This is a genomic window from Pseudomonas sp. UBA7500 (assembly GCF_002478435.1).
Classification (GTDB): Bacteria; Pseudomonadota; Gammaproteobacteria; order Pseudomonadales; family Pseudomonadaceae; genus Aquipseudomonas; species Aquipseudomonas palmensis.
Genome location: NZ_DLNW01000047.1, coordinates 152,419 through 172,940, shown reverse-complemented (window position 1 = coordinate 172,940; position 20,522 = coordinate 152,419). Strand labels below are relative to the sequence as shown.

At 56.0% G+C, this 20,522-nt stretch carries 8 protein-coding genes; 1 reads left to right on the top strand and 7 read right to left on the bottom strand.

What is annotated here, in order from left to right:
* Window positions 1-8: 8 nt before the first annotated feature.
* On the bottom strand, window positions 9-1,937 hold the full coding sequence (locus tag B4I46_RS19885) for a hypothetical protein (protein ID WP_286901472.1): 1,929 nt from the start codon (window positions 1,935-1,937) through the stop codon (window positions 9-11).
* 205 nt (window positions 1,938-2,142) lie between these two features.
* Here B4I46_RS19885 and B4I46_RS19880 point away from each other — a divergent pair, with 205 nt between their 5' ends.
* Window positions 2,143-2,535, top strand: coding sequence for a hypothetical protein (locus B4I46_RS19880; protein WP_286901470.1), 393 nt, complete (start codon window positions 2,143-2,145; stop codon window positions 2,533-2,535).
* 159 nt (window positions 2,536-2,694) lie between these two features.
* Here the strand turns inward: B4I46_RS19880 and B4I46_RS19875 are convergent, their stop codons facing one another.
* From B4I46_RS19875 to B4I46_RS19850, 6 genes are all read right to left on the bottom strand, one after another.
* Window positions 2,695-3,720 (bottom strand): AAA family ATPase, encoded by a 1,026-nt coding sequence (locus B4I46_RS19875; RefSeq protein ID WP_286901469.1) that lies wholly within the window; start codon window positions 3,718-3,720, stop codon window positions 2,695-2,697.
* The gene (locus B4I46_RS19870) at window positions 3,705-5,273 is read right to left on the bottom strand and encodes an ATP-dependent nuclease (RefSeq protein ID WP_116549891.1); all 1,569 of its coding nucleotides are present in this window, start codon (window positions 5,271-5,273) and stop codon (window positions 3,705-3,707) included. The genes B4I46_RS19875 and B4I46_RS19870 overlap by 16 nt, the downstream gene beginning before the upstream one ends.
* 75 nt (window positions 5,274-5,348) lie before the next feature.
* Complete coding sequence (locus B4I46_RS19865) at window positions 5,349-7,391, bottom strand: hypothetical protein (RefSeq protein WP_286901467.1); 2,043 nt, start codon at window positions 7,389-7,391, stop codon at window positions 5,349-5,351.
* Window positions 7,392-7,401: 10 nt separating this feature from the next.
* On the bottom strand, window positions 7,402-10,962 hold the full coding sequence (locus tag B4I46_RS19860) for a C-terminal helicase domain-containing protein (RefSeq protein ID WP_286901466.1): 3,561 nt from the start codon (window positions 10,960-10,962) through the stop codon (window positions 7,402-7,404).
* Between the two features lie 9 nt (window positions 10,963-10,971).
* Window positions 10,972-13,749 carry a hypothetical protein gene (locus tag B4I46_RS19855; protein ID WP_286901464.1) on the bottom strand — a complete coding sequence of 926 codons (2,778 nt, stop codon included), beginning with the start codon at window positions 13,747-13,749 and terminating at the stop codon, window positions 10,972-10,974.
* Between the two features lie 2 nt (window positions 13,750-13,751).
* Window positions 13,752-20,024 (bottom strand): hypothetical protein, encoded by a 6,273-nt coding sequence (locus tag B4I46_RS19850; protein WP_376787182.1) that lies wholly within the window; start codon window positions 20,022-20,024, stop codon window positions 13,752-13,754.
* Between the last annotated feature and the right edge of the window lie 498 nt (window positions 20,025-20,522).

Below are 20,522 nucleotides of genomic sequence, written 5' to 3'. Positions count from 1 at the left end.
TCCTTGCACTACTGCGGCACGAAAAATTCGTAAGCCTGATCCCAAGACGTCTCACGTGGTAAAACGCCGTTCAGGCGGGTATCGATAGTGGCCAGCATCGTCTGCGCGAGCTTATCGACATTCCCGCCTGCACGCGCAGTCAGCTCATAGGATTGCTGAAGTGCCTCCAGCTCTTGTTGATACGCGTCCATGCGAGCCTTGGCCAGACCTTGCTGGCTACTGGCGGCCTTGAGCTCCTTGCGGTCAGCGGCGAGAGTGTTCTTGATTGGCGTGAACATCAGGAACTGAATTTCCAGGTGAGCGCTCAAGTCTTTACCAAGCATCTGGTAGCGCTCACCCGCCTGGCGAGTAATCTCGTTACGCTGACGCTCATAATCTTGTTCGATCAGCATGATCTTCTGCTGGTAGCTGGCCTTCAGCTGGTATAGCGCTTCAGCTTCCTGAGCTGGGAGCTTGGTGATTTGGGCCTCGATTTGCTTTTGAACAGCCATCAGCTGGCTCTTACGGGTGCGGTATTCGGAGAACACTGAAATACTGCCCGAGAAGGGCAGCATGTCCTTCCACTCAAATTTGAATTCCGACATCGTTCCGACCAGCCCGGCATACTGCGAAAGGTTGATCGTGCCGCCGTTGAGCTTCGCCATCGCATCTTGCATGTCCTGCATCGCCAGTTTCTTTCCAGCGCCGGCGAAATGCCCGACGTAAGCCGACAATGCAAAGGAGAAGCCGATGGAAAAGACGGTGCCCAATGCGATGGGCCCCAAGGCACCCAGTGTTGTGCCCAGCAGGGTAGTGGAGGCGATCTCGGATGCGACCCATTGGCCCAGAAACGTAGCAGTGGCTGCACCGGCACTGTATGCCATCGATCCACCCACGACTGTTACGGTCGTGCTGATCATGGATCCGCCAAATTCGAGGCTGTCTATTTCGCCGCGAGAGAACTTATAGATGTTCTGGCCGAGGCTCACCGCGATATTGGCGACAGCGGAGGCCACGTTGCCTTTGATCAGATGGCCACCGGCGTTCTTCAGAGCGGTGTGGGACGCGCTATCGATCAGGTTCTGGCCGAGATGCTGTATGCCCGTTACAAGCACGGCGTTGCCGGCACCCTTGAGGGAGCTCAAAACAATGCGCTCTGCTGCCTCGCAGCACTGATCCATGCTTAGAGGTTCGTCGCTGCGAAGGATACCAAGGAGCTCGGAGGCGGCGCTCAGCGAGGCTCCGCAAATGGCCCCGGACTTGGCGGCATTCGCGTACTGCATGCGATTGAACTCAGCACGTACGCGGTCTTTTTCCGCATACTCAGGCCCTTTACCTTCTTTCTTGGTTTCGTTGACCAGCTCTTCAGAACTACCTTCACCGCGGCGCTTAAGCGGCTTGCTCTTGATATCCGGGCGATCATCCGAGTGAATGGAGTCGTCTAGGGTCTCGGCTGTTTTCTTGTAGTTCTCGCTGACTTCTGGACGAGTCTCGGTATTGCGAGCGGCTTCCTTGCGTGCAGTGGCCTGCGCATCGGCCAGTTGCTCCTCAGGAACGATCTTGCCGACATCCTGGTAGTCGCCATGGTTGATGGCCTTTGCGCTACTTTCGGCATCCTTATAGAACTTAAGTTGATAGTCCTTTGAGCCGTCGGGGGTGTTGATGCGGATGTCGGTGACAGGGTCATTGCGCCTGCCAACGTCCATGGTCGCTCGGTGGTTGTTGGCCCCCTTGCCAGCGGCCTCAATGTTGTAAGAGCCGGTATGGTGCGCTTCGGCGGCAAAGCCTTGCTGAACGGCCAGCGACTGCTTGGTAATGGCCCCGGCATCAGTGGTGATCGATTGCTTGATCAGCACTGAGTATTGATCCAACGCGTCGTTCAGAAATTGGTTCTGCAGCTGGTTAAAGCCGCCCAAGGCAGTACGAAAACCCTGCTCCAGGGTTTCTTTCGATTCCATGTAATCTCGTCCTTCATGTAGGCCACCGTTAAGGCACGCTGGAGCTACTGTGTGGCACTCCAATCTGGCCATCGGCAGCATGTCGACCTTCTTGAAGTCATTTACCACAAAAACGATGGCACAATGCCAGATTCGCTGTGCTTTCCCAGTAAACCGTCTGCTTGGGTGGGCGAATCTCCCACAGGAAGGCGAGTGTCCTGGCTGAATGGCTCACCTGCATCGTTGCAATGTGACTGAGCACCCGAACGCAGCAGATGCGCTCCAGGCCTGGCCTGCTTACAAAAGCTTCATGCCTTTCAGGCTATATTTTGAAGAGAGCTATCCAAAGGCGCGCATCCAGGCCAACCGAGATTTGCTGGCGTCGGTCATTGATGAAGAGGATGTGCAGCGCTTTGCAACCGTAGCCGAGTCAGTGGTGCGACGCGAGTTTGGACAGCGTAAATGGGCAGTCAAAGCAGGTGATCTTCTCAACCCGGAGAAGCCTGATCACTTGTCATACCTCGCTGCGGTGTTCACATTTGCTCCTGAATGTTGGCATTTGTGCACTCGTCGCGTCTATGAGTTACACGCAAGCAGTGCGTTCAGCAGTACGCGCTAATCAGGGCTTTCGCCATTCAGGCCTTCGATAATTCCCGCCCGCTCTTTACCGCGGGCTTTTTTGTCGGTTTGGTGGGGCCTACGGGTTGAGGCTCAGCGGTGGCCAAGACCTCAACTCCTTTCTGGGTAGGACAGGATGGTCAGCGCGACGTGTTGGCAACTACGACTTGTAATGCTTGAACAGCCTGTCGGGAGCTACATAAACGCTTCCGTGGGCGCGTGAGAATGCCACATACAGCTTGTTCTTGGTCTTGGCTACCGACTCGTGCAGCTTGCCCTCCTGGTACTGCTTCCAGGCCTTGGCACCTAGGATCACGCAGACATCGTTGTAATGGTCTTCACCCTTACTGGCGCCCCAGTTCTGGGAGTAGCAACCGTATTTGTGATGCTGCTCGTAGAACAGCTTAACCACGGTGTGATTGCTGTGAAGCTCGTCAGCATGCGCCTGGGTTTCGACATTGACGATGTCGGTGATCCGTTCTTCATGGGCGTCCATGTTGATCTGCAGCTGCACACGGATGAAGTCACAGACTGTCACGCCGCACCGCCAACTCTTGCTCAAAGTCACCTTGTCGACGGTGATCTTCGCGTCCTTGAATCGCTTCTCGTAGCGTGTGATGTCGTCATGCAGCGTGCTGTTCACCGAACCGTCACGGCTGGTATCAAAGGTATGCTGGTAGAAGTCCCCCACGAATAGCATGTCTGCATTTGCTGCTGAGACGGCCAGTAGCAGGTTGAAATCATGGCCTGCGAAGTCTTGTACCTCGTCGACATAGACGGCGTCATAGAACCGTTCGATCCTTGCTTTTACCGCGGGGAGCAGGCCCTTCGTTTCGATCAGCTTGGCCAGGCGGTTGTGATAAAGCCGACCACTGCTGTCCCGAAACCGCCTTGGGTCGGTCAACGGGTAGCTGCGCTGCGGTGGCCGCCTGAAACTCAAGCCCCGGGTACCCATTTGCATCTGCATGTGGGGGCGGAAGCAGAACCCATGGAGGAAGGTGAAATAGGTCATCAAGCTGATGTTCTTGGGTAGGGAGCCGAACTTCTTGATGATGCTATTACGCAGATGCTTATGGTTGTTCTCCGTGTAGGTGATGATCAACGCGCGCTGCTCAAGGTTGAGGCTCTTGATCAGGTGCGTAGTCTTGCCCGACCCGGCGACCGCAAAAATTACTCTCTTATCCATGCGATCGCATCCTGAATGTACTGAGGGGCGACGAGCTCAGCTGCCTTTTTCGTCAGCAGTTCGAAGGCTGCATCAGCCTTGTTTTTGAGCATGTATTCCTGAACCGTGAGCTTCTTCCGCCCCGCGGCAAACAGGGCATCACAGGTAGCCTTGTTGTCCAGGTACAAACCAATCTCAAAGGTTGAGCGATCGTTGTCGGAGTCGGCGAAGATACAGGCGCGGTCGTACAGGCACCCGTCGTAATTGTCTACGCAGTGTTGCTGGTGGTTGCCATCGTTGTCGCGGATCGCCGCCACCTTGATGCCGAGTAGCTTGCCGAGTTCCAGGTAGCGCTTGAAGCTGGTACCGCCGATCGAGATGATGTGCACTTCATCAGACTGAGGCGTTCTTCCGTCGGTGTGCTGCTTGTACATCTCCTCGATCAGAATGAACTCTGCATCGCCCTCGACCAGGATGACTTTTTTTGAAAGTGCAAACTCAAGGACATTGTTGTCCGGGGCTTTCATGAAGAAATTGGCCGTTCCATCTGACAAGGCTTTAAGCCGCCCGGTTTTCTGTCCCTCACCCAGCAACAGCGCATGGCGCAGGTCAAGGCGAGAGCTTATGTGGCTGCTGTGGGTAGCGATGAACAGCTGGGTACCGGCAGTGTTGGCCAGCTTTTCCACCAACATTTTCATCTTGGTGTGACTGAGGTGGTTCTCCGGTTCTTCAAGGAGGAGGGCATTGAGTTCGCCTCTGGCCTCATGTTTACGTAACGCGAACTCCGTCTTGATGAAGCATTGTTCGCCCTTGCCGCGATTCTCGATCGGGATGCCTTCCTTCGTGATGATCAGGTCGGTTTCGAGGTTCGACCGGATACTGCTCCGCACGCCGAACTGGTAAGCACCCAGGCCCGCATTGAGCGCTGCAAGCTCTTGGTCGCGAAACGCTTCCTTGCCGCGGCGGTAGCGGTTTTCAAGGCTGTAGCGTTCGGGCGGCTCGGCGTTGAAGCTGAAGACGGTTCGAGTGTATTCCCGGGCGGCGTACTCGCTGTCGATGCGGGAGCTGTCGAGCAACAGGTGTTTTAGCGGGCGACGGTAGCTTACGTGCGGTGCGCCTGAGAAGGTGGAAAACTTCACCGTGTAATACTCGTAAGGGAAGTTGTCCGGATCATCTTTCAGCAGCTGGAGAATCGTGGGGCCGAACTCTTCCAGTAGCGGCGCTACTTCCATGCGGATGCCGTCGGTCATGGTGCCAGTGAGGTTCTGGGTTCCGTAAAGAGCCGGATCTTCACCTTCCTCCAGGTACACATCGACGATCAGTGTTGGAAGCAGCTCTAGCGTTTTCGCCCCTTGCTGGAATTTTTGCACTGCGCTCTGGGCAATCAGTGATTCGAAGCCGAGCGTTTCCGCACGGCTTCGGCTGGCACTCAGGGCAAGATCCAGCGCGAGCAGAACGCTGCTTTTGCCGGTCTCGTTGTCGCCAATCAGAACGTTAACGCCGCTGTCAAACTCAAGCGTCAGCGTGCCGAACTTTTTAAAATTTTGCAGCACCAGCTTTTTGATTGCAGGCATTGTGGTTACCTAGCTCAGAGACACATGGGGTGGTTGGTTTCGTGTTAATACACTGCGAATCTTCTTGGGCATCGATTAATGCTTGTCCCAGTAGCCTTTGCGAATGATCAACGAGCCCTCTCGGTTAGCCGGGCCGCCGTGAATGTACGCCCGGGACAAGCCTTGGTTGAACGTCTCGCAACCAATCTCTATCTGGACGCAGCCGCTGCATGCATTACCGACGTCTGAGCACACCGGGTCGAATGCGCAGTTGAAGGCAAACATGCTCGCGTCATCAAACCAGGGTTTCAGGTAGTGCTGGAATAGAGTCAGCAGTCCGCCCGCGGTGTAATTTTGCACGGAAGACACATACAAGATGACCGACAGATCCATGGGGATCAGGTATTCCTGGATGCTCTTGGAGTCGTAACCGGTATGGCGGCGCGCTGTCAGCATGAGTGCGTGGCTGATCGAGTGCAGCAGGTTGAAGGGTGCACCCTCTTCAGGTGAGCGTGCCGGAATCTCCCGTGCTGCCTTGCCAGGGTGCATGGCCAATACATGGTAGCGGCTTAGCAGATAAGCATGACTGCGTGCTTTATCGGCAAGCACAGTATCACCTGGTGAGTCCAGGAATGCCGAGTCGATACACCAACGCAGCACCTTGCGGGGATCGAGGCGTATCCACAAGGCTTCGGTTTTTGCAGACATTGCGTAAATGGACGTTTTACCTTTCATCGCTTCGTCGACGCGATCGGCAAAGGCGTTGAGCATGACCGGAGGCGCGTCCGGGATAATCGACGGTGCACTTCGCTCGCGCGAATAGCCCAGCGTGGCCAACACCACGCGCAAGTCGGGTATGTGGGTGATCGAATCGATGCCGTATCGCTGCTGAACACTCTGCCATTTAGCTGCCAGCAGATCCTTTTGCGCGATATCCGTCGTGTCCTGGATCTCCTGCTCGATTGTTCTGCCTTGCACATCATGGGGCAACAACACGGCTTCGAGGCTGCGCCGATTGCTGACCAGTTCGATCAGTGTGGTGAGCTCTGGTATCAAGTCGCGCACGGCACTGAAGCTGCCGGAAGACGCTGCGAGCTTACCTTCGATCTGGGCCACCTCCTTGCGGGCAGAGTCGAGAACAAGGGCCAGGTCTTCATTGTCTTCGGCCATCACTTCAAGCTTGGCAATACTGGCTTTCTTTCTCTCCAACAGCGTCCGCAGCGCTGCTTGTTCATCTGCATCCCCCACGTTGGCTGAGAGCATCATTGAGAGTCTTTGCTCAAGCTCCCGCCCAGACATTCTTTTTAGCAATGTCAGAGCCACGCCTTCAGCAATATCCGTGGCCATGCCTTCCGCGCCTTCTAGGGCGCCCTGCAAGCATTGAAGAAGACTCGCGATCAGCTTGCCTCTGTCTTCGCTAAGCGCAATGTACTGAGTGCTCTGCGCGTAGAAAGACTCACCACTGGTCAACGGTGTTCCACGCTTCTGGATTTCAGTGCCAAATGCTGCGCTGCACGCCGGGCAATCGTCTTGATGTGAGCTAGAAAGCTTGTCTCCCGTTTCTACGTCGATGAACGATGAATGGAAGAATGAGCCGGCATCTCGGTAACCAATGTTGGTCGATCGGCGCGCAGCGTGTGGGATGTAGACCGGATTCACGTACCCGCAGCGGTGTACCGAAACGTAAGGCAACTGGATCATCTCGCCTGAGCAGCTTGGGCGCTTGCAAGGGATGAAATCCCGGCCATTGTGCGTCTTGATCCGGGCCTGCATTTTGGCGAGCGTCCGGTCATCGGCTTCACGGGAGTCGTAAAAATCAAGCACCCGACACCGTTTGCAGGTGAGGATCAGCGGCGCCGGAGAGACGAAAATCTCGGAAGGAGACTGAATTTCCAGCCGCTTTTTTTCCGCCGCGGTCAGAAACGTAGGGTCTACCTGACCGCCTGCGCTCTCCCAGTCATGTACGAATGTCAGAACGGCTTCGCGCAGCTGTTCCTTATCAACGCCCTCCAACACTGACCCGCTGTTGTTGAGGATACCCATGACGCGCCCGTAGGCCTGATTTCGAAGGCGTGTAAAGGCGCCAGGGAGGAAGGCTTCCCTGAAGAGGCGGCTGCGGCTCACATATTCCTTGTCCATTTTTCCTTCCTTACCTGGCCAATGCCATGAATATCTGATCAGCCGAGCTGTTGACTGGCTTTATCAGGATCTGGTTTTCGATGTCGCGGAACGAGCGGAACGGGGCATACCCGAAGATATCGCCCAACGCCTCGCCCAATGTCTGGTCGTTCTTGCTTCCTGGCCACCGACCCAGCTCGAAGAGCGCGTTCTCGACTCGCGAGTGCAACGCGGCGTCGAAGCCTGCAATGACTCGCGAATCGAAGGAGTTGTTCAGCGCTGCTGGGATACGCAGCGCATTGATTACAACGTTCTTGATTTCCGCGGCTGCGACCTTGCCGATGTCGCTGCGCAGCAGCGCGACCAGGTCGTTCACCCTGTGGCTCAAGTCACCGCCCCATTTTTGTTGAGGAGCCCAGTTGAGCAAAACCGCCGACATGACCCCGGGCAACGTCCTGTCGATGATGTTCGGGGCGAACCGGTTGATGGGTACCGAGTCCACCAGCCGATCAAGGAAGGTGTGATAGTCACCGAAGTTCATGAAGACACCAGACTCGAACAGCTGATGTGATGACAAAACGCAGAGCACGATTCCCGGGTGCACACGTCCACTTCGAGCCGAAGCCTGGATGTACTCAGCTGTCGATTTTGGCCAGCCAGCGACGATCATGAAGTTCAGTTCTGCGATGTCGACGCCGTGCGACACCACGCTGGTTGCAATGATGTGCCGACAGGTGTCATCGGCATGCTTGGTTTCAACATGGCGAATGGCATCGAGGATCATGTCCAGACGCGTTTCACCGTCCAGTAGCCGTGCTTTGCGTTCCGCGGTGGACTTGCCATTGACCTCTTCCATATACCGCATGATTTCGGTGATGCTGCGCTTGCTGTTCGCGTACACCAGGTCGGTATTCAGGTTTTTCTCGATATAGCGCAGGGCGTCCTGTGTCTGGCTTGCGGTCAGGCCGATCGCCTGGAGCAGCTGTGCGTCACCGCTCGCAAGTCTGGCTCGCCAGTCATCTACCTGATCCAGGAAACGGGAGCTGGCTTCGGCCACCGCTTTCATAGCGACACGGCCACGACCAATAGGAAGAATCCCAGCAAACCAACGCCGAATCAGAGGTGATCCTGTTTCTTGATCCTTCGCCTTTCGGGCATAGAACGACTCACCTTGATTCACACCTGGCGCAGGAAACCGAGCCGCGTTACGCAAATAGAGGTGATGGATGTGGTCTTCAAAATCCTTGATGGTCGCTGTTGCGGAGAGCACCTTGGGCGCTCTGCCGCCGTGACTGATCTGCAGGGTGCTAAGCAGTGTCTCGTAGTGAGCGTCAAAGTTGCCCAAAGATTCACGCAGCAAGTGCAGCTCATCTTGTACCAGCAGTGAGAAGCCTGGGTCTTTCATGGCGGGGAGGGGCACTACCCTGACGATGCTGGTGCGGGTGTTGTTGCCGCAGTCGAGCGCCTCCCATTTGTCAGCCCGTCGCTCTATCCGTCGATGCTGGCATTTGGATTTCTGGGAAAATCCGTGCTCCGGACAGAAGAACCGCGCCCCCCCAAAGAAGTTCACGAAGCGTTGGTTGTGGCCGATGACCGCGAGTTTGTCCACCGTTCCTACCAGTACCGAAGGCAGGTATCGGTAGCACTCCTCGTCCGAGACGTAGATACCGATTTCGCCTTGAATACCCTGTCCGTGTTCTCCTGGTTCAGCTGCTGAATTTGACCAGCATTGCGAATTGCCGCAGACATGTTTGATACGGGCCCGCGCCATATCGGTCGCAATGCTGATGGATCCGGCGGTGCCGCAGTAGGGGCAATCAGAGATGAATTGGTAGGATTTTAGGCGCTCGTCACTGAAGGATGGCAGGAACCCTTTCTGTACGTCTTCGCCATAGGTGCTACTGACACGGTTTGGCGTACCTTCTCCTGTGTAGTAGCCAATCGTGAATGGCCAGCCACCAAGGCGCTCCCGCTGGCGCAACATGTTGGTCTGGGCTAGCACATAGGAAAGGCGTTGGAACTGCTGAACCGACAGCATCCGCAACGGAAACCTGAGCCATGCAGTCGTGCCGAAATCGCGTCCTTTCAGCCGACCATAAAGCAAAGCCATGCTGATGATCCCGAGGTAGGCCTCGGTCTTCCCGCCACCTGTGGCGAACCAGAGAACATCCGCTGTTTCCATGCTGCCTCGTATCTCTGCCGAGGTGGCGTGCCTTTCGTAGATTGAGCGGATCTGGGAAAGAATGAATCCGAGCTGGAACAGGTGCCATCCGGTAAACCTTTTCCCCTGGACTTTGATGGCGGCGCCCATTGCTTCGTTCATCCACTGGAAGCACCGCCGCAGGTCGTCATGGTTGCGCAGTAGTTCTACACCATCGCGAATGCGGCTGGTTTCCTCCTGAAAGGCAAGTCGGTCAGCGATGGCCACATCTCTGTCCGCCATCAGGCCCGCTGACTCAAGCGTATTGATACGCAACGCCCACTCATCAAGGTAGCGTTCTTGCGTCCTCAGAAAGCTGTCACACACTAGCAGCGGATCGCGCGCGAGCATTTCATAACTTGGGGCGTAGTCCATTCCCACTTCGGCAGGAGAGGGGGCATCAACCCGTGGTTGCGCGGAAGTAGGCATGCCGTCTGTCATGAATAGCTTTTCTGCCACCTCTACAACCGCGCAACTGATGCCATAGCCTGGGAGGCCGTCATCATCCCGGTAACGATACTCTTCCGGCTGCAGGCGATGGGGAACCTTGTAGTTCTGGCCGGCAACAAGCCGGGTGACCAAACGGGCGTCCAGTAAGTAAGGTGAGTCGACACCGAATGCCCGGGCATATTCGGTGGTGGTCTGGTTCTCCAGGAAAACTTCCAGCAGGAAGCTGCCGTGGGCGTTGGTACCGAAGGCTGATGGAGTAGGGCGCAGTCGTGCCCTCAGGTTAACCGTGTAATTGAGGATCGCAGTTCGGTCACTGGCGATTTGTTCAAGCACCGTGCGGTTCAGGCTCGCCTGATCAGCAAGAGCGGTATCGCTCCAGTTGAACCCGAATCTTGCGTTGCCATTCCCATTCGTATGGCAGCGTCGCATGACACGGGGATCGCTGAGCCAGCGCTGTTGCTCAATCGTGAGTACCTTGGAGATCGCGGCTTGCCCTGAGACCCATTCATTGGGTTTGCGAGGATCAAGATCAAGCAGGATCGATGAGAAACTCACCGTGTACCGTTTGAATGCCAAAGGCAAGGTCTGGGCTCTTTTGGGGGAGCCTGCATCAAGCACCAGATTTTCTACCACGCTGCGAAGTTCCGGCGTATAGCGATGCACCACATCGAACTGCCCGCTCAACTCGCATTTGATGCAGCCCTCTTCATTGGGCGATACCAAGAGCACGATACCGATTGAGTTTGGCGGCTGCGGGCCGGTATAAGCTGGGTCGGGAGCAGCGCCCAGGCAACCAACCAGGCTGACGCGGCTGGGCTCAAGCCCGTCATACAGCTTGCCTTCAGGCGGAAGCACATCCACGTCCTTGTCACTCAGTCGCAGGCGCATCTCTTCAAGAAACGCAGCCGTCAGGCTCATTTCTTCCCGGTAGTTTAGAGACATGGTTCGTCCTTAAGATTGTGTTGTTTCCAGGTGTTTGCCGGCGTGGTGGATCACCAAGAGCTTGTCCTCCGCATCCCAATCGAAATGAATGCGCAATGTAAGTGCAGGGTCACGGGCCCGGCCAAGACGGAAGTGCCTGTTCAAGTCTGCGGGCTTACCTTTGTACTGCCGGTTGTCTGCGAACATCCCCATTGTCACGGCAGACATCTTGGGCTCGAAGCTGATGTTCTCCTGCTTGAAGTGCTCAAGCACATCATGCAGCCGCCCATTTCGCTCGCTGTAGTGCTCGTAGAGCTTGGTGGCCATTAGTGACAGGCAAGAACGGAATTTGCCGTAATCCCGGTACACCGAATCACGCATCGACTTGATGGCTGGATTGGTCATGCAAAGGCGCCCTGGGTGGGCGCTTGCGACTTGATTGGCGATGTCGATCAAATTGTCCGTTCTCGCCGAAATTACCTGAGTGGCCGCAGCTCGGATTGAGGTGACAGTCCCTACCTCAATCATGTCGTCAAACGCCTTTCCGTCGATTGTCAGTTCGCCAATCTCGACGGTGGTTGCACCCTTGCCGCGCTCTAGAATTGCTTTGCGAAGCTGCTTACCAACTTGCTGGTGAGCAACGCGCACTTGCTCAATGCCGTTGGCGACGTAATGGGCTGATCGCTCGGGGGTCTTGGCGCCAGAAAGTCGTGCGAACACGGATATCGCCGCCCGATCGCGGGGGCCATAGACCTTGTGTCGGAACCAGTTGCCGACCGTTGCGTCGCACACCTTTACCTTTTCCTTGCGAAGCTGGATCTGCACCTGCGCCACAGTCATTCGAGCGGAAACGCTATCGACCATGGTTTTCCAACGGTTGGCAGCTCGGAGAAACTGTTGCATACCTTCTGAAAGGGCCACCATCTCAAAAAGCTTTTCTTGCGTGGCGATTCGCTCATAGACATGGCGGAGTAGGATGATCTGATCGCCCTCAGTCAACTCTTCTGCCGGTGTTGGATGAATTTCGTCATCTCGCAGGACGAGCACCGGGCGGGTCTTGCTCCAAGGCAGTTCAGTGTGAGCCCCTTCAAGTGTGATCCAGATCAGATCCGGTGCGAGTGCATCACCGTTCTGAGCAGGTGCACATGGTTCAACCGGCTCCTCCAACAGCAACTCCAGCCAGTTATCGAATGCCATGTCCAGTGGTACGGAAACATGGCGTTCCTTGGGGGGATAGACGCTGGAATCAGCAGGGGTCAGCCTTTCAAGGGCCAGCGATTGATCCAAGGTGCGTAAATCCTCGCACCTGTGCTTATTCCATCCGAGCTGCCAGTGTGTCAGTTTGTCACCCATGGGGCAGCTTTCTACACCGTGCTTTGCCCACCATAGGTGGAGCATGCGCTCCACAAACGGCTGCTCATACTCGTACGCCGGTACAATCAGACGGCTGCAGGGTGTAGCTAACCAGTGCTGACGACTTGGCCAGAGCATGCCGGTGATGATGACTTCGTCTACAGCAGAGCGGAACTGGCGATATGCTTTAACGCCGTCCATGGCCGTAATCTGAACAGTACTGCTCCATCCTTCGACAAGCTCGTTGTCAAACCAGGCTTCCAGCGCTGCGACTTCATGCTGGCTGCCGCATAGAACTAGGGTTTGTCGGTTGGCCGCGCACGAACTGGACAGGTGATTGAGCAACCATCCGGCTTTGCCGGCAACCGATTGCAAAAAGAGCGCGTGGATATCATCCAGTTGTTGAATCAGGTTGAGTGACGCGACGTCTGACTCTCCGTACAGACCGCTGCCTTTTTTAGCGATCTCAAGCCATCGTTCCAGGCAGCGAACAGGAAACAGCCCCGGGCGTGTCGCTGCCTGTAATGCACCTTCTAGGAAAGGGAGTGGCACGGGCAGTTCGTTCAGGCTCCGAAAGACCTTTCCCACGATGGCCAGTCGATCCTTCAGCACGGAGTCTTTACGATCGAGGTCGCGGCGAAGGGCGAAGAACCGGTCGGCTATCTGCCCCAATTCGTGATTCGCCCTACGATCCTGAATGACCGACAGCTGGAACTGGCTATTGGCCGCAGGCGCCTTGGCCAGTGCAGCTTTATCGCCCAGCCTCATCAGCCATAGATGACTCATCGTCCCGTTGGATCGCATTTTGTCCAGGGACTCACCATCACCGAGGGACAGGAGCGTGATCCGGGGAATCTCAGGGAAGGACTCAGACAGTGCGCTGTCCACGGCAGCGGCATTGTCATTACCGCCACGCGTACCGTCGATGACCAGGACGAAAGGCTTGCTGGCTTTGCTGATCGTTTCGACCATTTCCATTACATCGGCGGAGCCGTCAACCACCAGGGTTTCTGAAGCGGACTTCTTATGGCGCTTCAGGTCTGCTGCTCGGAGTACTCGCGCGCGCAAGGCAGCTACCCTCGACAGATCCTGGTAACCGACCCGGGGACGGGAGATAAACACGATGTCTGGGCATGTTTCCATATTGGCTGGGTTGAGCCACGGCGAGCGTATACCACCCTGTAAGGCATCCCAGCGGATTCGGTGCAGGTACACCATCAAACGGGTGAGCCCTTCACCGCTCATCAGCGGCAAGGCTATCGCCACGGACTGACCGTACTTCAGCGCACGCCCAACCAGCGCCATACTCGCGCATTCCGCAGCGTCGGGGGCCTGCAACTTGATCGATGACCAGGCATCGGCGCCGGGCTGGAGCAGTTCACTTGCTGGAACAGCTCCCCACGCACCCTGCATGACCTGCACCCAGCCAATTGGTGGTGTTGTTTGCTGGGTCATGATCAGGCCTTGGACTCTTGAGGGGCCTTGATGAGCAGTGCAGCCTTGATGCTCAGCGGAATGCGGTAGTAATTTTTCTTCATCGCCCCGCGGCACGGAACAACAATGCGCAAGCGAGTCAGCCAACGCAGCGCTTGCTGTGGGTCAACATCGCCGTAGTCATCCATGAGCCGTATCTCAAGGTCTTCTTCATCGAAGCGTTCCTCCTCGCAAAGTGCGCTCAGTACGGGACGCCCCCAGCTCACTGCGGTAACGCCAGCCTTGCTCAGGAACTCGTCCATGCTCTTGGGTTTGGCCTGCAGTAACGAGGTATAAGCCGCACCGAAAGCGTTCACTTTGACCACTTCGGTCTTTTTGTTCTTGGCGGCCAGCAGTCTGTCTAGAGAGAAGTACCAGCCTTGGCTGTACTCTTCCAGGATGTCGGTGGAGGTCGAAGTGTTCTCAAGGTTGAGCTTGTTCAGCAGGTGAGCCAACGCTGTCTTCTTCCAGATGTCCAAGGCAATGAAAGGCTGCATCGTCTCGCGCCCTTGGGTGAGCTGCGGATTCGACTCCCATTGCCATAGGGCACGCGGCGACATTAGGAAGATGACACGAACGCGGTGGCGTTTAGCATTGGTGTTCAGCCGCGCCTCGTGCGCAACATCGAGCAGATCCAGCATCATGCCAACAGGCTGATTACCGGTGATTTCCACAAAGAACATCACGTTTTTGCGAACGGCCTGGACATCAATGATCACATCTACCAGCAGCTTCTTGAACTCACTGGCGGAACTCAGATCCGTGTCACGCTTGTGGACAGGCGAATAGCGACCAGGCTTCTGATTTCTGTTGAGCGCTGGCTCTTCTTCCCCAATGGCCAAAAGCGATTCGACCATCCACTGAGGATCAAGGCCCAACGCTTCCGAGCCTGCGATAATGCCAACGGAGTAGTTCGAGGAACGGGCCTCAATCACGCCCAGCATGGGCTTGTCACGCACTTCCTCGCTGATGAGCAGCTTTTCGTCTCGCAACGTAAGCGGGGAAGGGCGCATAGCGTCGATCGGGAACGCATGTGCTGACAATGGATCGTTCTCATTGATTGCTTCAACCGCCGCCAACAACTTGTCCTCGATATTGGGCTGTCCTCCCACGAGGTTCATGATGTTGGCGTTGCGAAGGGCATACTCTTTGCCGCCCTCGGTACGACGCATGTATTGGAGAACGCCGAGCCCGCACAGCTCATCCAGGAAAGCTTCAAACTGTGCATCGGTCATCGGCTCAAAGATGTGCGGGGCCCACTCCTGGACGATGGATTTCGCACGGTTGGGGGAGAAGCTGCTGGTGCTCTGCGAAATCAGACTGTAGGCGATCAGCTTGTAGCGCAAGTCGAGGTTGAGCGTGATGTCAAAACGGTCGCAAATGAGCTGACGGATGTTCGGATCCTTACGGATCTGCTCAATGTCATCAGCCGTAATCATGACGGAGCCCACGCGGCGATTTGGGCGTGCGTTCAAGGCCAGGATCAGTTCATGGCAGACGATGTGAATCAGGCCAGGATGGCGGTTTGTTTCGACCAGAATCCTGTTCATCAGCAACGGGGATTCGAACTCGTAGCCCAGGTGCCCCAATGGTTCGCGAATCAGTTGCAGTGCCTCTGCCGGGCTCATGATCGAAACCTGGATTGCGCTGCCGAGCTGATGAAGCGGGTAGTTTGGCGCATCAGCGAACCGTCGGACGTTCTCCAAGCCTGCAATGACCACTTTGAACCGGCCATTGCTGTTGTTCACCAATCCAGTGAGATCACGGAAGATGCGGAAGCCGTTGGCAGCATCGAGCCCCAGGATAGGGTCAATTTCGTCGAGACAGACCATCAGCGCGTCAGGATTGTCTTTGGCGAAGTACTCGCGCAGCTCAGCGATCATTGCGTCAGCGTCTACGGGATAGGAGTTCTTGATCAGCTGGCCACTGACAGCCGACTGATAGATCATCTGCCAGACGCGCTTGCGATGCTTTTCCAGCTCGTTGCCAGACAGATTCGCGCGGTCAAGGTCTCCATCCATTTGGTAGAGGAAGGCGTGGTGGCGTTGTGACGGGTTGTGGAAACGTCGCTGCGTCTCGTTTAAGAGCGTCGTTTTACCCAGCTGGCGGCCACCGAAAATCATGGCGGCGCCATTGCGCATGGTGATCAGCGATTTGACGTCGCTCTGACGCCCGTAGCGCATCTCCGGCGGAGCGGGCTGCATCTGGTTGCCGGTGTACGGATTGCTGAATGTCCATGGCAAGCTGAGCTGCAGGAACGTTTTAAGACGCTGGTGATCCGGAGTTCCAAGCCCGGCAAGCATGGTCAGCATGACGGGGTCTATATGGAGCAGAGCATGTCGTTGCTGCTTGGAGAATTTGGCCAGCTCGTTGCGATCATCGTTCGAAAGCTCCTTGGCTGAGATGAGCACCGTACGATCATGCAGGAACTGGGTCTGCTCGGTGAGCAGCACCTTCAGCTCCGAGAGCGCCCAATCGCCGTTAGCCAGCAATACGTTGATGGCTTGTTCTTCGGATTTCTGGTTGAAGAACACAATGCCTCGCCCGGTGTCGCATCGCCTCACGTTCAAGGTGAGATGTGCAATGCGGCTTCGCGCGGAGAAGGCTGTGCGCTGTGCCGTTGCTGCGCTGAAGGATGGTGTTACAGCCTCCAGGCCCAACGCTGCCAGAATATGCACAAGCTCGTCATAGGTTGTTTTATCCAGCGTCTTGATCCGGCGACGCAGGTTGATCAACCCTTCAAGAGCCTGCTTGAAGTGGGTAGGCAAGCTGTCCAAAGACAGCCCGCTCACAGTCGAACCGGAGAGGTGGCGAACCACTTCACGAGGATTATGGTTCTCGCTCAGCAGAGCATGGAGCTGAGGTTCAAGCGAGAGGAAACGCTTTAACAGCTCAGTTCCCGTCTCTGTCTCGCTCTGCAGCGGCTCGCCTTTGTCCAGAGAGTGCTTGAGGTGCTCCAGCATCTCTTCTGCGACGGTAGTGTCATGCGTATTGAGGGCCGAGCGAATTTGCTCCATCCAGGCAGCAGGTATCCAGTCAACCCCGCGGTCGACCAGGGCTTGATTGACAAGTGCCTCCAGAGACGCCTCAAGCTCCACCTTTTTGGCCGTGAACTTGTTGACGATGCTGGATTCGAGGTCATCCAGGCTGCTGTGAATCTCGCTTAGGTCATCCAGCACTCGCAGGTTTTTGAGCTGATCCTGAAGGTGCTCCAATTCACCGCGCAACTGATAGTGCCGCTCATCGTCAATCAGCGAAGCAATGTTTGCGTTATCCAGCAGGCCTCTCATCTGGTCACTGCGGATATTGCAACGGTGAACCTCCTCCAGGAACAAGCGCTTGATCGCTTCGATGCTCTGCGCCTTTGAGCCCTTCTTGCTGTCCTGAGCATTGAGCGTCAGCAATAGCGCATGTCGGAAGTTCTTGTTCTCAAGAGCTTCGCTCGCGAGCGTCGAATCGTCCATTCCCTGCTCAAGCAGATGGGTGAGCAGCGTCAATTGATGGGCGGGCGTGTCATCTGCCGACGTGGCCAACCATTCCGTCGGCCATTGGAGCCAGCCCGTGATTCGAGAGACCTCCCAGATGGTTTCATCATGCCGCTCGCCGACTTTGCTCAAGCGTTGGAGCACGGTCATGGCAAGGTGTAGACCTGCCTGGTGCTCCGGATCTTCTGTGCTTTGGAAACGTTGCGACAAGTGAGTGATGGCCGCACTGAGCATCGTAAGGAAGCGAGGCGCGAACCTGGTAACCTCACTGGTACGCTGGCCCAGGAGCGTATGACCCTCGACCCACTGATCTGCAACCTCAACGATTTCGTCAATCGATCGCAGGAACCAATTTCTGGCGTTACCCTCGATCTGAGGGGCAGCAGTGCTTTCATTCATCATCTTGTGAATTTCAGCGGCCATCAGTCGGAACTGCTCGTCTTTGTCTCGGTACTGATCGACGAACGCGCGCACTTCATTGATTCGAGATGCATCGTCCTTGACGATGCTCTGGTAGGTGAGCTCGAAATCGTCGCGCCCCAAGCACTCTTTCATCGCTTTACGGGCTGGGGCCCAACCCGTCTGTTTGTTCAGAATGCGGTCTTGCCACTCGACGAGGCGCGCGGCCAGCTTGTCGCGCAATTCCTTATCGTTGCTTGTAGGTTGCTCGCGTAGCGCATCCACATCCAGTCGGATGTTATGGCTAGAGAAGCTGACGACCTCGTCGATCAACTTGGCAACAGGGCCGTCGAAGTAGCCCGCAACGGATGCGAGCAAGCGTGACGCATTGGTCATTACGCCGCAGAACAGGGTGGGCTGCAGAGTGGCGGCTAACACGAGGTAGGGGACGATGCGTCCACCTGGGCGTCGATAGATCCAGCTCTCGATGATCTCGGAGGACAGCTGATGCAGGTTTTGCTGAACCCGAATTACCGTTGCTGTGTCGCCACGCCACACGTGCATGCCGTGGTAGGCTGACTGCACCAACGGCAGCGACAACAGATCGCCGGCCAGATGCATGCGTCCTGAGATTTCTAATGTCTTGCTGGCCAACGGCAGTTGGCCGCTCTTGATCCACAACAATGCGATGTTTTCGACTGCGATTGCAGGAACGACATCCATCGTTTGTCTGCAGTCCTCCAGGCGCTCACGGGCCGCAGTAGGGGTGGTGTAAAACTGCGAGACATTGACTTCTTCTTCAGCCGGATCAGACGGGGGGAGTTCCTCTGGCTCAGCTACTACGACGGTGGCCAGACCCGTAGCGATTGTCTCATCTAACGCAGCGTGTCCAGGCAGATCAGGCTCTGACTCAGAGGTGATTTCATCTGCCGGCTCACAGTCGGCTATCGGCTTTGGCACCTCGTCAAGGTTGGGTTCTTCATCCATCACACTGTCTGGATCTACATCTGCCACCAGCGGCATATGCGCTGTACCGGGCTCACTGACCTGTTCCACGATCGGCTGAGAGGGTGACGGCATAGGAGCCACATCAGACAGGGTAGGGGTAGGTGGCTGTTCGGGGGTATAACCCATTGCCTCCCAAGCCTTGAGCGCCGAGCGTGCCGTCGGATGGTAGTCATCAGGTGTAAGAGCGACGTCTCGGTCGTCGGCGTCCAGGGATTCAAGTCGGTGACCTGGAGGTAGCAAAAGATCGCAGCCTTCCTGTTCGACCTCCTGAAGCTGTCGCTTGATTCTGACTCGGGACTCTTCGGCTTCAGCAATACTGTTGCGCAGCTCGGACTTCTCGCGGAAATTTGCGACTTTGAGCTTTTCATTGAAGCCTGTGAGGTCGCTTTCGATGCGAACCGTAACCGCTTCGGCTTGAAGCAGTCTCTCCTTGATTTCAGTCGATCCTGTCTCGCGCTCCTCCGTCAGGTCGGTCAGGAAGGTTTCTGACACTTCCTCCTGCAGCTGTTCATTGAAATACTCCAGCCAAGCTGTCTTGAACGCCTTCAGGAACTCGACGTCCAGGAAGTCTTGAAGGGCCAATTCTTGGCCGATTTTGATCAAGACATCGATGCACTCTGCGAGGATTTTTCGAACCGAGTCCTCGCTCAGCGCGTACTCCTGCTTCAGCCGAGGAAGGTTGGAGGTGATCAGCGCTTCGATCTGCTCGGCATAGTGAAGGTTGCCTGCATCCGCCTTTGCCTGCTGAGCCAGCTGGAACAGCTCACTGTAGAGGCCAAACAAGCTCAACGGAGCGCTTGGATTTTCATCTGACGTTGACGGCTCGGCTACCTGCTGCGCCTGAGGGGCGTCATCTGACAAGGCGTGATCGCCGACGCTCCTGGTTTTCTGCTCATCTTCCAGCAGGGCAGTGTAATACCCCATCAGCGCGGGCTGACGGGTGATGAAAATGCCGAGCAGCTCATTGCTAAAAGGCGTTGCTACTGCATAGGCACCGTCTGCAACAGCGATCTTTTCATCCGCACTGAGGTCATCCCACCTTGCCAACTGATCCAGCAACAGAGCAACCATGCCGCCCAATTGCTTGATGTAGGTGCGCCCCTGAATGAACTCGCGTAAATCGGCATCCCATTTTTTAGCGGTCTCTACCCATGCGAGTTGCTTTTCGAGCAAGCCGTCCAGCGCATCGCGGTCTTCCTGGGACAAGGCATCGAAGCGTTGTGCGATTGCACCTTTGGGATCGTGCCAGCTCTCATCGAATTTGCTGAAGATCACCCGCTCCCAGCTATGGAACCCCGCAATACTTTTTGATTTTTTAAGCAGTCGTTGTTGAGCGTTGAACAAGTCCTGAAGCAGTAACTTCAATCGTCCGCAAGACGTGGCGTGGAAGTCCATCACTCGCAATCCGGGCTTCACATTTGCCTGCTCTCGCCGGCGGATCGCGCGAGTCATGCCGATGATCCGCTCAAGCTCAGACGGATCACGCTCCCCCTTGGGGTTCAGCATGGTTTGGTCAGGGAGGCCAGCGCCTTCGGAGGAGAATTGATCAATCAGAGAACGGTCAACGTCTGCAGCGAAAATCAAATTCGACATTTGATATCCATATCGGATGAAAAAGTGGCTTGCCAGCACTGGGCCCTGTAACCCGCGCCCCAGAGCAGCGCGACCGCAATTGCGCGATCGAGGTAGTCTTGCAGCATGCGGGGAGGCACATCTGGAGTGATAGCCGAAAGCTACTATAGAGCAGGTTCTTAGGCTAGATGCGACGCGTGTAATTCGTCGGTGTGCAGAGGGATCTTATATAGGCTTTTTGTAAATACAGATGTCTGCACTCAGATCTGATGTTAGACCTAAGTCGAATAG

Coding starts and splice junctions, on each gene's coding strand:
- B4I46_RS19885 (WP_286901472.1), bottom strand. CDS start 1,937: ATGGAATCGAAAGAAACCCTGGAGCAGGGTTTTCGTACTGCCTTGGGC.
- B4I46_RS19880 (WP_286901470.1), top strand. CDS start 2,143: ATGGCTCACCTGCATCGTTGCAATGTGACTGAGCACCCGAACGCAGCA.
- B4I46_RS19875 (WP_286901469.1), bottom strand. CDS start 3,720: ATGGATAAGAGAGTAATTTTTGCGGTCGCCGGGTCGGGCAAGACTACG.
- B4I46_RS19870 (WP_116549891.1), bottom strand. CDS start 5,273: ATGCCTGCAATCAAAAAGCTGGTGCTGCAAAATTTTAAAAAGTTCGGC.
- B4I46_RS19865 (WP_286901467.1), bottom strand. CDS start 7,391: ATGGACAAGGAATATGTGAGCCGCAGCCGCCTCTTCAGGGAAGCCTTC.
- B4I46_RS19860 (WP_286901466.1), bottom strand. CDS start 10,962: ATGTCTCTAAACTACCGGGAAGAAATGAGCCTGACGGCTGCGTTTCTT.
- B4I46_RS19855 (WP_286901464.1), bottom strand. CDS start 13,749: ATGACCCAGCAAACAACACCACCAATTGGCTGGGTGCAGGTCATGCAG.